At 59.5% G+C, this 14,071-nt stretch carries 12 protein-coding genes and 4 pseudogenes; 10 read left to right on the top strand and 6 right to left on the bottom strand.

Translation table 11 applies throughout. The features are described from left to right. Positions 1-129 precede the first annotated feature (129 nt). The 5 genes from M3461_22335 to M3461_22315 all read left to right on the top strand — a co-directional run bounded on the left by M3461_22335 (position 130) and on the right by M3461_22315 (position 7,628). A complete protein-coding gene (locus M3461_22335; GenBank protein ID MDQ3776888.1) occupies positions 130-411 on the top strand; it encodes a hypothetical protein in 282 nt (93 codons plus the stop codon). 1,679 nt (positions 412-2,090) lie between these two features. Next, positions 2,091-3,305 carry a hypothetical protein gene (locus M3461_22330; protein MDQ3776887.1) on the top strand — a complete coding sequence of 405 codons (1,215 nt, stop codon included), beginning with the start codon at positions 2,091-2,093 and terminating at the stop codon, positions 3,303-3,305. A 100-nt stretch (positions 3,306-3,405) separates the two neighbouring features. Then, entirely contained in the window at positions 3,406-4,626 is a 1,221-nt protein-coding gene (locus M3461_22325; protein MDQ3776886.1) for a right-handed parallel beta-helix repeat-containing protein, read from the top strand. A gap of 880 nt (positions 4,627-5,506) precedes the next feature. Continuing rightward, complete coding sequence (locus M3461_22320) at positions 5,507-6,781, top strand: O-antigen ligase family protein (protein MDQ3776885.1); 1,275 nt, start codon at positions 5,507-5,509, stop codon at positions 6,779-6,781. Positions 6,782-6,824: 43 nt separating this feature from the next. Next, the gene (locus M3461_22315) at positions 6,825-7,628 is read left to right on the top strand and encodes a capsular biosynthesis protein (protein MDQ3776884.1); all 804 of its coding nucleotides are present in this window, start codon (positions 6,825-6,827) and stop codon (positions 7,626-7,628) included. Positions 7,629-7,970: 342 nt separating this feature from the next. Here the strand turns inward: M3461_22315 and M3461_22310 are convergent, their stop codons facing one another. Next, entirely contained in the window at positions 7,971-9,014 is a 1,044-nt protein-coding gene (locus M3461_22310) for a VanZ family protein (GenBank protein MDQ3776883.1), read from the bottom strand. Then, on the bottom strand, positions 9,011-9,364 hold the full coding sequence (locus tag M3461_22305) for a gamma carbonic anhydrase family protein (GenBank protein ID MDQ3776882.1): 354 nt from the start codon (positions 9,362-9,364) through the stop codon (positions 9,011-9,013). The genes M3461_22310 and M3461_22305 overlap by 4 nt, the downstream gene beginning before the upstream one ends. A 99-nt stretch (positions 9,365-9,463) precedes the next feature. Here M3461_22305 and M3461_22300 point away from each other — a divergent pair. The 3 genes and pseudogenes from M3461_22300 to M3461_22290 all read left to right on the top strand — a co-directional run bounded on the left by M3461_22300 (position 9,464) and on the right by M3461_22290 (position 10,648). Further along, positions 9,464-9,679 (top strand): annotated as a pseudogene (locus tag M3461_22300) (SDR family NAD-dependent epimerase/dehydratase). Between the two features lie 271 nt (positions 9,680-9,950). Then, positions 9,951-10,329 (top strand): annotated as a pseudogene (locus M3461_22295) (type II toxin-antitoxin system RelE/ParE family toxin). Then, complete coding sequence (locus M3461_22290; GenBank protein ID MDQ3776881.1) at positions 10,313-10,648, top strand: helix-turn-helix domain-containing protein; 336 nt, start codon at positions 10,313-10,315, stop codon at positions 10,646-10,648. Before M3461_22295 ends, M3461_22290 begins: the two are co-directional and overlap by 17 nt. A 347-nt stretch (positions 10,649-10,995) precedes the next feature. On the opposite strand, the gene M3461_22285 is transcribed toward M3461_22290, so the two are convergent. After that, complete coding sequence (locus M3461_22285; GenBank protein ID MDQ3776880.1) at positions 10,996-11,160, bottom strand: hypothetical protein; 165 nt, start codon at positions 11,158-11,160, stop codon at positions 10,996-10,998. Between M3461_22285 and M3461_22280 the strand changes: the two are divergent. Further along, positions 11,150-11,906 (top strand): annotated as a pseudogene (locus M3461_22280) (capsular biosynthesis protein). The gene M3461_22285 and the pseudogene M3461_22280 overlap by 11 nt on opposite strands. Positions 11,907-11,919: 13 nt before the next feature. Here M3461_22280 and M3461_22275 read toward each other — a convergent pair. The 3 genes from M3461_22275 to M3461_22265 all read right to left on the bottom strand — a co-directional run bounded on the left by M3461_22275 (position 11,920) and on the right by M3461_22265 (position 12,887). Further along, positions 11,920-12,057, bottom strand: a complete 138-nt coding sequence (locus tag M3461_22275; GenBank protein ID MDQ3776879.1) for a hypothetical protein — start codon at positions 12,055-12,057, stop codon at positions 11,920-11,922. Between the two features lie 156 nt (positions 12,058-12,213). Further along, positions 12,214-12,543, bottom strand: a complete 330-nt coding sequence (locus tag M3461_22270) for a helix-turn-helix domain-containing protein (protein MDQ3776878.1) — start codon at positions 12,541-12,543, stop codon at positions 12,214-12,216. Further along, positions 12,540-12,887: a type II toxin-antitoxin system RelE/ParE family toxin gene (locus tag M3461_22265; GenBank protein ID MDQ3776877.1), complete on the bottom strand. Its 348-nt coding sequence runs from the start codon at positions 12,885-12,887 to the stop codon at positions 12,540-12,542. The genes M3461_22270 and M3461_22265 overlap by 4 nt, the downstream gene beginning before the upstream one ends. 210 nt (positions 12,888-13,097) lie before the next feature. Between M3461_22265 and M3461_22260 the strand changes: the two are divergent. After that, positions 13,098-13,352, top strand: a pseudogene (locus M3461_22260) (SDR family NAD-dependent epimerase/dehydratase). Positions 13,353-14,071 lie beyond the last annotated feature (719 nt).

The raw sequence follows: 14,071 nt of genomic DNA, 5'->3' as shown, positions 1-14,071 counted from the left end.
ATCAATACCTTACTACAATATTATGGCACTACAAACAGCATTTCCAGATCCGTCCGTTGATTCTATTGAAGTTTATTCGCAGAAAGTCACGAAAAAGGGGGATAGCCTGTTAAACCTGGGCTAGCGACGGTGCTGGGGCAACGGCCCGACTTGACGTTGGTCAAGCTCGCCGACGGGGCGAAGGACAACTGGAGTTCCCTCGGTGCGGTCCTTCCCCAGGGCATCGAGATCATCGATTTCTATCACGCCTGCGAGCATCGGAAGGCCGCCTTCGATGCGGCCTTCCGATCGCAAGGCGGCCACGGTAAGCCGCCCCTAAGCCCCTTCCCGAAGCTGACTTCGTATCCGGCGAGACTGACCTATCTCACGCCGGGAGGCAGGGGGGTCATCGTTCGCATTGACAGTCGGTAAAGACACTCCAGCGCCAGCCGGTCGCAGGCCCGCAGGTCCGCTCGGCGGGGTGCAGCGGCCCGAACGGCACCACGGGAACACGAGGGGGCGCGGCGGGCCTAAGGTCTCCCATACTTCCATACCCTCCTCCGCTCGCTCGCCCTCCTCCGCTCTCCTGCCCTCCTCCGCTCTGCCTCCCCTGCCGTGCTCCGTTCTACCTCCCCGGGGGCCGTACCAAACGCATCAGCAACCGCCTGAACGTGCGCCCTGTCCCGAGGGGACAGGAGCTGGAAAGCCCGGGCCAGGCGAAGGGTGTCGGGGTCGAAGCCGGCGGCCTCATCAGTGCCCAGACGCGCCGGTTAGGATCTCTTCTACCGTCACACCAAGCGCACGGGCCACCTTCGCCAGCTTCCTACCGGGAATGGCTCCCCTGCGCTTCCAGTTGTTCACTACCTGCTGGGACTCCCCTATGCGCTTTGCGAGCTCGACCTGCGTAAGGTCGCGGCCTCGGGCTAACTCCAGCATCCTGTGGACCTCATCCATGGGTCGGGCTACCTCCAGCCTCTGCAACTTTCCCATGGTCTTTGGACCATTCCTTGAGAAACGAGTTGCACCAGCAAGGTGCATTCAACGTGGCGTTGAGTATCCCACACGGATTGTTTATGCTTATGGGGTGAACGCGTTCCAGGGGGCCATCGCCCTAGCCGGCAGTCAGGCAGAGCTGGCCTACATGCTGGTGCCCATGGCCGTGACTGGCCGTGACTAACTGGAAGCGCGGGGTGCCGGCGGCGCAGGCGATCGCGATAGAGAACGTGCTGGAGGCGCCGTCAGGCGCGAGCAGCTACGGCCCGATAGGTTCTTGAAGGCCGTGTGGCGCGGGCGGAAACGCGCTACTACGTGCCCGTACTGCCAGGAGGCAAGGGATACGCCAAGGGCTGGGATCGGTCAGGTCACCCGGTCACGCTGGCGGAGAGGCCCGTGCTCCGACTGAGGTCGGGACCGGCACGAAAAGGGTGAGATCGCGAGGGCGCGGTCCTAGAAGCAAGATAAGCAGCGGGCCGGCGCTGGCCCGGTGCCATCGACTCCGGGGAGGGACGATGGTAGGCAGCTCCAAGAGTATAGACGAGTACGGCCAGTCCGCCGCGCTCCAGGGCGAGCCCCTCGACCCCTGCCCCTACCGCCGCGCCATCCTGGCTGGGGCAAAAAGCTACATGGGAGGGGCGGTAGCGTGCTTGCTGAGCGGTGTGCACCAGAGGGGGTTGCATGAGAATTGTGTTTTTGAACCCGACCGGCCAACTGGGCGGGACCGAGAGGAGCCTGCTCGAGATCTTGGCGAGCCTCCGTGCGGGGGTGCCTGGATGAGCGCTCCACCTTATCGTGGCGGATGATGGTCCGCTCGTCTCGGAGGCCACTTCGCTCGGCATACCGACGACCGTGGTTTCATTTCCACCTTGGGATCTCTGAAGCAACGACTATTTGCTCTTGTAGTACAGCAAAAAAAGACCGACGCCATCGCTATCCGTTATGGCAGCATCACGATGTCTGTCGAGAGGCAGCCGCAAGGGGTAGTGATCACAGAGCTCTAGCATGAATACGACAAGATTCTTGTGAAAAACGGCTCTACGATCACCGCTTGGCTAATTCGGAGCGCACTGGTCGGTGCCGGAGTTTTGCTGGCTTGGCGCATAGTAGTCTTGGGAATGGCACAGTTTTACGCCGATCAGATCACACCATCTTCGCAAGATGCAGCCTTAGCTTGGTATTCCAAGCACCCTGAGGCCTTGCGGCGCGTGGCACGAGATATCGCACCGCGCGATCTTGCAGGCGCAGAGGTATCTCTGCGAGAGGCCTTGCACGCTGATCCTGCCAATGGCGAGACCCTAATGGGTCTGGCTGGGGTGTGGCGTGCACAGAATCGCTTAGAGGATGCTGATCGCGCCGTGGATCTTGCCGCACAGTTGTTTCCAGCCTGGGCTAAGATCCATTTGCAGGTGGCCGATCACTGGCGGGTGCGCGGGTACCTGGAACGGACCCTGGAGCACTGGGATCTGGCATTGAGGATCCAAGCTGATTTGGCAAACCGCCTGTTTCCAGTGTTATTGCGTTTGGCGAACGATCCCCAGGGAAGAGCGGCATTGGCCTCTAGCGCCCGCTCTTCGGCCCCATGGTGGGAACAGTTTCTTGTCTTTGCCTCGCAAAATGTAGCGCGAGTGGATACCCTGCGTGCGCTCTATGCGTTGCGCCGGGCACCAGGCAAGCCTCTGAGCGACACGGAGCGCAACGCCTACGTAGCCCGCCTACAGAGCGAGGAGCTTTGGCTGGAAGCCTATATGGTCTGGCTCAACACCCTTACCCCAGAGCAGCTTAACGTGATGGGCCATCTGTATGATGGCGGCTTCGAGCTTGGGCGTTTCGAGGGGGGATTCGATTGGCACGTGTCCCAAAGAGGCAGTGTGCAGTTGGAAGCAGGCCTGACCTATGCTACTGGGGGACGAAAGGCCCTGCATGTGGTATTTCAAGGAAAGCCGGTATCAGAATCTATCATTGAACAGCCTCTGGTTCTATCGTCAGGGACCTATCACCTCGGGGGCCGGGTACGTCCAGACATGCTACAAGCACCTCATGGTCTAGCCTGGACCCTTTCCTGCGCCTCCGAGGACCGCCGGATACTGGCTTCGAGCGAGCGGTTCCTGGGGGCGGATCAGTGGCGCAACTTCGTGGTGGATTTTACCGTGCCTTCAGTCAACTGCGCCGGACAGCGTTTGTCCCTTCAGGTGGTGGGCAGGCATGCCGAAGATTTTGTAGCAAACGGGGAGATTTGGTTTGATGATATAGCCATTGAATGGCTGAATGATCAACCCAATGAACGATCTCTTGGCTCACGCGAGGCACCTCAACAGAGGACAATACAATGAATCATACACGTATGATCAAGCTGAATGATCAATCCAATGAACGATCTCTTGGCTCACGCGAGGCACCTCAACAGAGGACAATACAATGAACCATACACGTATGATCAAAAAGATAAGACTATTCTTTGGTTTTAGTGGTCTGGTCTTGGTACTTGTCCTTTCCAGTAGTAGGCCTGCTCTAGCCGCAACACTGGTCGTCGATGATGATCGTGTGGAATGCCCAAATGCAGGGTTTACAACTATTCAGGGCGCGGTCGATGTAGCACGTCGTGGGGATAGGATCAGGGTCTGCCCAGGAACCTATAACGAGCAGATCGGGATCACAGAGCCATTGAGTATCATAGGCAATAATGCTGTCGTGAAGCCGTCGGTGATGACGGCCAATACTACAAATCAGTTCACCGGGATCCCTATAGCCGCAGTGATCCTAGTCAGGGACACTGACGTTACTATTAGTGGACTGACGATCGATGGGGGCGACAACCGGATCGCAGCTTGTGAACCTACCCTAATCGGGATCTTCTATCAGAATGCCTCGGGGAGGATCCGAAATGTAGATATCATGAATATGAAATTAGGAGCTGGGCTTGAGGGATGTCAGAGCGGCCTCGGTATCTTCGCCCAGAAGCTAGGGGGGCGGGTGAAGGAGGTCAGGGTAGAGACTAGCAGGATCCATGGCTACCAGAAAAACGGGATCACAGCCACCGAACGGGGTACTAAGATCCGGGTCGACAGGAACACAGTCACCGGCATCGGGCCGACAGTTGGAGCTGCCCAAAACGGTATCCAGATCGGCTTTGGTGCCACTGGCGAGATCAATCGGAACGTGGTCATGAATCACATCTGGTCACCGTGCGTTTCAGTTGATGACTGCGCATTTGCAGCGACAGGTCTGGCCATCGTTAGGACCAAGAATGTGAGTATCCGCGGGAACACGGTGGGAAACAGCCAGTGCGGCATCTGCCTCTCTGGAAGAGATGAAGGCCAGGTTAATGTCAGCCAGGTTATAAGGAATACGGTCTTTGGTACTCTGGTTTTCGATGGTATCGCTCTGACCGGTAACAATAACGAGGTTGGGCGCAACATCATTATCGACAGCAGCAGATGCGGTATCTTGGTGAATGGCGATCGCAACGAGATCCTCAGAAACAGGATCAACGGGGCGCGGTGTGGCGTGTTAGAAACTCCCGGTAGCACAGGCAATGTGATAAGGGGAAATCGGTTCGTCAACGCTCGAACGCAACGCCAGAATACCGCTAGGGAGGCAGCAGATCCAACTGCAGTGCAGTCTGACGAGGCGAGCCTCGAACTCTTTCGCTAAGAGGGATCGGCACCCAGTGTGCTATCATAGTAGTGTTGTCGGACCTATTGGAACGACATGTGTACGCGGCACTGTCCTCACAAAAATCTAAACGGATGGATTTCATCCAAAGGAGGTCTATATGACTCGAGTTCGCCATTGCTTACCTATCATTACAGCCGCTTGCCTGACAAGCATTGGCCCTGTCCAGGCGGATGACTCAACTGGTGGGGTACTCCGTGAGGTTCAAGGGAACGTCTTGGTCAACCAGGGTACGAATTACGTTGTAGGCTATTCAGGCATGACGCTCAAACCTGGGGCGCGCGTGCTCACCCGGGACGGATCGAGTGCCGTTGTAAAGCAGACCGATGGCTGCCTTACTCAGCTTGAACCCAACTTGCGGTTTATGCTAAGGGAGTCAAGTATCTGTCAGACGGGAGTTGCCACCATGGAGAGAATCGGCCCCACTGACACTGGTGCGATCGGCGCCGGCACCACGGACGATGTACCTGCGGTAGCGTCCGATGCACCTGCGGTAGCGTCCGGCGCTACCAGCGATAAGGGGCCGTCCATTATGGAGACCATTGAAGTCGCCCCACAACAGCAGGGCATAGACGACCGACCGCCGCGGATAAGTGCATGGCGATAACCCCGTCTTGAGTCCGTCCACATGCAGGCAGCCACTATCTCACTGCAGAGACACAAGGAGACAGCGGTGGCGGTAGGGCTCGCCTGCCTGCTGATCTTTGCTCCCCTGCTTCGGGGTAGCGTCCATCCACTGCCTTTGATGCTCTTAGAGCTTGGGGCAGTGGCCGCTCTCCTGCTTCGCCTCTGGCCTCCAGTCTTCTCTGGCGAGACAAAGCCTCGCCCCCTCACGTGGGCAGCTCTGGCCTTGCTCTTCTTGTATGCGCTGATCTACTTGATCCCCTTGCCCTTTGCACTTTGGGCTGAGCTGCCGGGGCGCACACCCTATGCAGAGGCCCTGGGTCTGCTTGAGGCGCCCGATGTGCGGTGGCGACCATTAGCCATTGTGCCCATGCTGGCCGAATCTTTCTGGCTTGCCCTCTTGCCTCCCCTGGCGGTTTTTCTGGGCGCCGTGGCGCTGCCTATCCGCTCTCTCAATGTCTTGATAGCGATTGTGCTGGGGATGGCAGTGACCCAGGCCTTGCTCGGGCTCATGCAAATGGGCGCGGGGAGTGGCAGCCCCCTTTGCCTTGGCAATCCCTATTGCGGAGGCAGCGCCACGGGCACCTATGTTAATCGCGATCACCTGGCCGGCCTTCTCGAGATGGTCTTGCCGGTCGGCCTAGGCTTGCTTGCCGCCACCGTCGGGCGGGCCCCAAGGGATAAGCATTATCGGCGCTCATGGCGCGAACGCCTGCTCTTGTTATCGACGTGGCGCGCGCATGTAGCGGTGCTCTATGGCGCCGCCAGCATTGCCATACTGCTCGGCCTTATCTTCACGCGCTCCAGAAGCGGTCTCATGCTCGCCATGCTCGGGATCCTGCTTGCCGCTCTCACTTTCGCGCGTCGTCTCGGCGGCAATAACGTATTCGGTACGATAGGTACCCTCACCGCCATCGGTGTGGCCCTCGCTGTGGAGATCGGGCTGGCACCCGTGCTGCAGCGCTTCACTCTGCAAGACCCACTCCAGGACAACCGCTGGACTATCTATTCAAGTGCCCTGCAGGGCATCGGCAGCTTTTTCCCCTTAGGCAGCGGTGCGGGTACCTTCCCCGAGATCTACCGCCAATTCCAGCCCCTTGAGCTCGGCCGCTTCTCCGTCGATCATGCCCATAATGAATATCTCGAATGGCTGTTCGAAGGCGGGTTGATGGGTGCATTCATTTTGCTGCTCTTGCTCGCCCTCTATTCTCGCCAGTGGTTCAGGATAGGGGCACACACCCAGTGGCCGACCTTCCGCTTTGCCCAGATCGGGGCGGGCATAGGATTGTTATTGATCTCCCTGCACGGGTTGGTGGACTTCAACTGGCATATTCCCGCCAACGCCCTCTACACCGCCTTTCTCGCGGCCGTGTTCTTTCATGCTCCCGATATGCGCCCAAACAAACCGCCTGAAAGGCGTCGGTCCACACACCGAACATTCGAGCGCGAGGCATTACCGATTAAGCCCCTGCCTGCTCCTGTGCCCGTGACCAATCCTTTCTTGGAATGAGGTGTCACAACGGAACGGATAGCTCGTTGGCTTTTAAGCGACCATGATCGACCTCCACTGCCACATGCTACCCGCGATCGATGACGGTGCGCCTGAGTGGGACACCGCCTTGGAGATGGCCCGCATCGCCATAGGCGATGGGATCCGAGTGACGGTTTGCACACCCCACATCTATCCTGGTCTCTACGAGAATACAGCGCAGGGTATTCGCGCGTCTGTGACGGTGTTTGAGGAGCGCTTGCAACAGGCGGGGCTTTCTCTGAAGCTTGGCGTCGGTGCAGACACCCATCTCGTCCCTGACCTACTGGCCGGTTTGCGCAGCGGCCGTATCCCTACGTTGAATGGCAGCCGTTATTTCCTGTTGGAGCCGCCGCACCACATAGCCCCACCGCGCTTGCTGGAGACCTGCTTCGCACTGCTTGCGACCGGTTACCTACCGATCATTACGCATCCTGAGCGTTTGGGCTGGATTGAAGACAACTATCCATTGTTTCAGGAGTTGGCTAATCGAGGCGTATGGATGCAGGTGACGGCCGGGAGCCTTACGGGCCGTTTCGGTCCCCAGGCGCGCTATTGGGCGGAACGCATGCTGGATGAGGGCCTCGTGCACCTTCTGGCAACCGACGCGCATGGTGTGCAGCACCGGCCGCCTTTGCTAGCAGAAGGACGGCGAGTGGCCGAGCGCTGGCTTGGTCCACAAGAAGCGATGCGGCTAGTGGAGGAGCGGCCCCAAGGCGTGATCCAGGACATCGATTCAAATCAGTTGCCCGTCCCACCCGGATTGCTACCTCCTGACAGAACAAAGCGCAAGAAAACGGCTTCTTTTTGGCGGCAGCTATTCGGCTGAATTCACAATAAAGAAAATCCTGTGATGAAGTGTTGGAGTTACTCATGCCGGCCTGATAAGTTCGGGCTCCTTGAGCCTACAAAACTATTAACCTTCCAAGTCGTGTTCGATCACAACTCAAGATGCTTCGGTGTCCGCCGCACCTTGCCCTCGCCGTTGAGCTTGAGCTCCTTCACGCGCTTCTTGGCGTAGTCCTTCATCGCCTCGGAATTGTGGTTGGCGCAGCAGAGCAGGCCTCGGGCGGGTCGCGCTTATTCAGGCGGAAAAAAACGTGGTGTTTGTAGAAGGTCATCGAAGCCCTGTTCGAGCGGACGAAAAGCCCCGCTGCTCAACAAGGGCAAATTATCGCACGGGTTCGCGTCGTACTCTAAAGAAGAGCGCGATCAGGAACGCGAGCGCCATGAAGGGCCAGATCTCGTGCAGGAAGCGCGTGAGGGTCGCGAAGCTCGCGAGCTGCTGCCCGTAGGGCCAGCGGAAGAGGCGCAGCGATTCGTCGACGGCGCTGTAGGCACCGAAAATCTTGGAAAAGAGGGCGCCCGCGAGCACGAAGATGAGGGCGAGATAGATGCGCCCGGCGCGCGCGACGCGACGCAGGGGAGCGAGCGCGACGACTCCGGCCACCAATCCCACCACGCGCCCGACACTCAGCCATTCCTCCGCGAAATGGGGCTGCAGCATGAAGGATGCGGCCATGAACTTGAGGCACAGGGCGACGCTCAGGAGCAACAGCGCCACCCGGAGCGTGCCCTGTTTTCCCTTGAGAAACGCGGAAACGAAGAGCCCGAAGCCGCAAATGCTCATCGCCACGGCGCTCCACTGCAGGAACGCGAACTCGACCATTGCCTCGTTGCCGACGATGTTGCCCGCGCCGAAGAAGGGCAGCGCCGGATTGAGCTGGGCGATAAGCCACAGCATCACGAGCACGAGCGCCGCGTCTCCCCAGGCGCCGGGGATCACGATGCGCTCGCGCAGCTCGCCGAGCGGTCGCGTGACGAGCGAATAGAACGGATCGGCGAAGAACATCGCGCCCCAGAGCGCGCCGCCCGCGTTCGCGGCGAGGTCGTAGATCGACGCGACGCGGTAGGGCACGAAGAGCTGCGACGACTCCATCGCGAAGCTCAATGCGGCCCCGAGGCCCACGGCCTTCAGGATCGCCTTCACCCCCGGCTCGGCCTGGCGGAAATAGAGGCAGGCGAGCGTTCCCAGCGGAACGTAGGCGAGGACATTGAGCGCGACATCGAAGCCCGTGACATAGCGCGGCCGGACGAAGAACGCGCCCACCGCCTCCATCGACGGCAACCGCAGGGGCACGAAGGGGTACAGGCTCGCGTAGGCGATGAGCAGCGCCCACACCGCAAGCGAGCCGCGATACCGGCTCGCGATCATCCCAGGGGCTTGAGGCCCTGCCGGTAGTGCGCCGCGCGCTCGACGTAATGCTCGGCGATCCAGGTGTTCATGGCGATCTCCTCGGGCGTGAGGCTGCGCATGACCTTGCCCGGCACGCCGAGGACGAGCGAGCCGTCGGGAATCGTCTTGCCCTCGGGCACCAGGGCGCCCGCCCCGATGAGGCAATTCCTGCCGATCACGGCCTTGTTGAGGATGATCGCGCCGATGCCCACGAACGACTTCTCGCGGATGGTGCAGCCGTGGAGTATCACCAGGTGCCCGATGCTCACGTTCTTCTCAAGCACGACCTGGATGCCGCCGTCGGTTAAGGATAGGAAAGGATAGGACATTCAACGCGGTTTCGCAACGCATATTGCCGGGTCAGACACGCCGGGCTGTGGGGGACCCAGAAATGGCAGTCCTTTGCGCGGACGCGAGTCCAGAACACCACCTCGGACGAGCTCACGGGTCCCATCAACCTCGGCAATCCCGCCGAGTGCACCATGCTGGAGCTCGGCGAGAAGGTGTGCGCCCTGACCGGCTCGAAGTCGTCGATCGCCTTCCAACCCCTGCCGAGCGATGACCCGGTGCAGCGGCAGCCCGACATCCCCTTGGCCCGGATAGAAGAGGGGCTTATGAAGACCATCGCATACTTCGAGAAGTAGCTTAGTGCTTCGTCCACGGATGGGTGACCCGAGGTAGAAGGACTCTTTGGGGAGGTCTATCTCCCAGAGGCTGTCTACCGGGAGGTCGTAGTCGAAGGCACCGGGCAGCCGGGCGCAGCAGAGACCCAGACCGCCGTTACGCAAGGTTGGCTTCAGCAGATTGCCGTCCGGGATAGGATCGCGGTAGCCCGTAGGGCGCCTCCTACCCGCCACCCTGCTATCTATGAAACCCCGTATGGATGTCATACCTTTATACGGATACACTAGGTTTATGAAAGTCCCCTCCTCGGCCGAACGACCGTTCCACTGGGTAGGATCATCGAAGAAAGATCTGTTGTCCTTCCCGGAGTGAGGTAGTGGACGACATCGGCTATGCGCTGGGCGCGGTGCAGCTTGGCGGCACGGTTGCGTCCGCCAAGCCATGGAAAGCAGACGGCACCGGGGTGTTCGAGATTGTGGCGGACTTCCGCGGGGCAACGTATCGGGCCGTCTATACGGTCCGATTCAAGGAGGCAGTGTATGTGCTGCATTGCTTTCAGAAAAAGTCCCCGTCCGGCAACTGTACCGCAAAGACCGATATCGACTTGATTCATGAGCGCCTGAAAGCGGCGCATGCAGACCACAAGGTGCGTTATGGCAAAACTGGGTGAATCGATCCAACCCGGCACCGGCAATGTGTTTGCCGACCTGGGGTTTTCCGACGCGGGCGAGCGCCAGCTTAAAGTGCAGCTTGCGATACGATTGAACGATCTCATTCGTGAGCGCGGCCTGACTCAAGGCAAGGCAGCCAAGCTGTTCAGCGTCCCGCAGCCGCACGTGTCCGATCTCAAGAACTACAAGCTCAACCGCTTCTCCTCGGAGCGGCTGATGTACTTCATGACGTTGCTTGACCGTGACGTAGAGATCATCATCCGCCCGACGGCTACGGGACAAGAGGCGGGCGTGGTATCGGTGCGGGTCGCCCAGTAGCTGCTCACGCCTGTCTTTGCCCCGGGTCGGAACCGAATTGATCGGTGCGTGGGACGCCGCCACCCGTAGGGCCGATTGTATTCGGGCTCATCGCGTAGCAGTATGGGTACTTGCTGGTGACTACACAACCATGATCTGTTTCGGGGTGTCGCCTTTTGGTCAAGCAGTGAAGAGGGTCTTCTAGATTCTCACGCAGCCAATGTTATACAGACCGACTTCAACAAATCTGGCCAAATTTCAAATATGTTTGGCTAGGTAATCAGGCCGATTTTGCCTGCTTCATTGCGCCGCTGGCTGCGGACACAACAGCAGCGCTTGACCCCGCATCCGCCTGTGGGCTGCGCTAGCTAGGCGAGCTTCGAGCGGATCCGGAACATCGCGCTGTATTTATTGGTGCGCGGCCGAAGATGCGCGATGGTGCGCAGGAGCTCGTCCGGATGACGTTTCTTCTGCAGCGGATAGCGGGAAGGGGGTGCGCCTGAGTGGGACACCGCCTTGGAGATGGCGCGCATCGCCATAGGCGATGGGATCCGAGTGACGGTCTGCACACCCCACATCTATCCTGGTCTCTACGAGAATACAGCACAGGGTATTCGCGCGTCTGTGACGGTGTTTCAAGAGCGCCTGCAACAGGCGGGACTTTCTCTGAAGCTTGGCGTCGGTGCAGATACCCATCTTGTCCCTGACCAACTGGCCGGTTTGCGCAACGGCCGTATCCCTACGCTGAATGGCAGCCGTTATTTCCTGCTGGAGCCGCCGCACCACGTGGCGCCACCGCGGCTGATGGAGACCTGCTTCGCACTGCTTGCGACCGGTTACCTACCGATCATTACGCTATCCTGAGCGTTTGAGCTGGATCGAAGATAATTATCCATTGTTTCAGGAGTTGGCCTATCGAGGCGTATGGATGCAGGTGACGGCCGGGAGCCTTACAGGGCGTTTCGGTCCCCAGGCGCGCTATTGGGCGGAACGCATGCTGGATGAGCGCCTCGTGCACCTTCTGGCAACCGACGCGCATGGTGTGCAGCACCGGCCGCCTTTGCTAGCAGAAGGACGGCGAGTGGCCGAGCGCTGGCTTGGTCCACAAGAAGCGATGCGGCTAGTGGAAGAGCGGCCCAAAGGCGTGATCCAGGACATCGAGTCAAATCAGTTGCCCGTCCCACCCGGATTGCTACCTACTGACAGAAAAAAGCGCAAGATATCTGCTTCTTTGTGGCGGCAGCTATCGGGTGAATTCAGAACAAGGAAAATCCTGTGATGAAGTGTTGGAGTTACTCCACCGCCTGGAGGTGCGAGTAGCGCCCCTCGTCGTCCCCGACGGACTTGAACCGACCTCCCCCGTCCCCTCCAGAAAAGCCTTGAGTCTGCTCCAGCGCGTACAGTCGCGTCTCGTTCCTGTCGATCCCCATGGCACCCAGGATCGACCCAACGGCTACCGTTCAGACTCATACCAGATTGGAAACGACTGCAGCCCTTCCGCAACGCCTTGAGTTTGGCGATCGCCTGATCAACAGGGGATCCCGCCGTCGTCACTGGTTATGACTCCGTGATGAAAGGCATGCCCGTCACTCCGCGCCAAGGGCAGGTGTGGCCTCACCGGCCGCAAACGGCCTGGTGGTGACCTGCACGTCGACACGCCGGTTGAGGCGGTTAAGGATGGTTATGAGCCGGTCCACGGTGAAACGGCCAAGCTGGGCCGTGCGAATGCGCGAGAACTCGCTGGCGTTGATGCCGGTGACGCCTTCGGCCTTGCGCACCGACAGTTTGCGGTCATCGAGTACGCCGATGATCGCGGCGGCCAGGATGGATTTGAGCTGTTCCACATCGGCCCTGGGGTGACCCAGGTCACGGAAGACATTGCCGCTGCCTCTGATCAGTTCCAGGTCCTTGTTCATGTGAGCATCTCCTTCAGACGTTTGATCCGCTCGCGGATCAGGTCGATCTCATGTTTCGGGGTCTTGGTACCTTTGGTCGATTTCTTCTGAAAGGCATGGACGACCCAGAGCTCTGGTCCCAGCGGCACGATATAGACCGTCCGGTACGCCTCTCCCCGCCAGGACAGGGCGACCTCATAGACGCCGGACCCCAGCCCTTTCATCGGTTTGGCGGTATCGGCTTTGCGGCCTTCGGCGGCGATGGTCAAGGCGCGCAGGATGTCACGTTGTGCGCCCTCGGGAAACTTTTCAAACTCCTTCCGCGCCGCCTTGATCCAGGAAATGGGCCTTGTATTTCTTATCATAGCGCAACGTTGGCAATTTTGTCAACACCTGTCAAGTTCGGCTAGAAGGCTTCCCCTTCACGAACAGCGGCTTCCACGCTGATAATGGCTCGGTCGGTCTCGGCCAAAAGCGCCACATCGGCGACTGTGTACTTTCTGGCAAAGCCCTGTGCCGGCGGACGGTAGCGCTTGGTGAGCCCTCCTGTGGCCAAGCACTGCCGCACCAGGCGGGACGAGCTCACGGGTCCCATCAACCTCGGCAATCCCGCCGAGTGCACCATGCTGGAGCTCGCCGAGAAGGTGTGCGCCCTGACTGGCTCGAAGTCGCCGATCGTCTTCCAACCCCTGCCGAGCGATGACCCGCTGCAGCGGCAGCCCGACATCACCTTGGCCCGGATGCACCTGGACTGGGCGCCGAGGGTCGATCTAGAAGAAGGGCCTATGAAGACCATCGCATACTTCGAGAAGTCGCTTAGTGCTTCGTGATGGCCACCGGGGAATGACTCGAGGTAAGCGGCGGGCAAAGACGATCACCGCCTGCCCCCGGCGAGACAATGCCACACGCTGGGTCGCAGGGAGTCTTGCTTGACTACCGCCAGGGCTTGACTACCGCCAGGGTTGGGTGGATCATAAACAGTGACAGAAAAACTGCGCATCACGGGGAGGTCTTATGCATCGAATGCATCGTTGTCTCTGCGGGCTCGTCGCCACCGGGGCCTGTTCGGCCTTGTGACCGTCCAGGCCGCCGCTCCCGAGGGGGGTCCTGGGAGAGGGTGCAGGGGATAGTCCTCGTCAGTAGTCAGGGCGGGACCTACACCGTCGCCCAAAGTGCAATGAGATGTACCGATGAGAGGGTCGCAAGCTATTGAAGATCCGGCTCTTCGAAATCTCCCGGATCCCGTATAAGGCGGAGCTCAATGAATGGGGGGAAATGGTCCTTCCCCCGCCTACAATAAAGGCGGGCTCCTACAAGCTCAACGATCTGGGCTCCTCAAGGACAACCGGCACGATGGCAGGGTAGTAACGGAATGCTGAGTGAGCACCCCTGAAGGTGTTGCATAGCGGCTGTTGCAGGGAGATCGAAACGCCCTTCACGTCGCGCTGCTTGGCTCGAGACGATAGAGAGGTGTGCATATGGGTAGCTCGTCCAACGTCGTCCGTTTGCAGCCCATTTTAAGTCTGACGGATGAAGGGCCACCCTATGT

The sequence above is a fragment of the Pseudomonadota bacterium genome, assembly GCA_030860485.1.
Lineage (GTDB): Bacteria > Pseudomonadota > Gammaproteobacteria > JACCXJ01 > JACCXJ01 > JACCXJ01.
The sequence above is the reverse complement of the archived record's forward strand: the minus strand, read 5'-3'. Positions and strand labels throughout refer to the sequence as shown.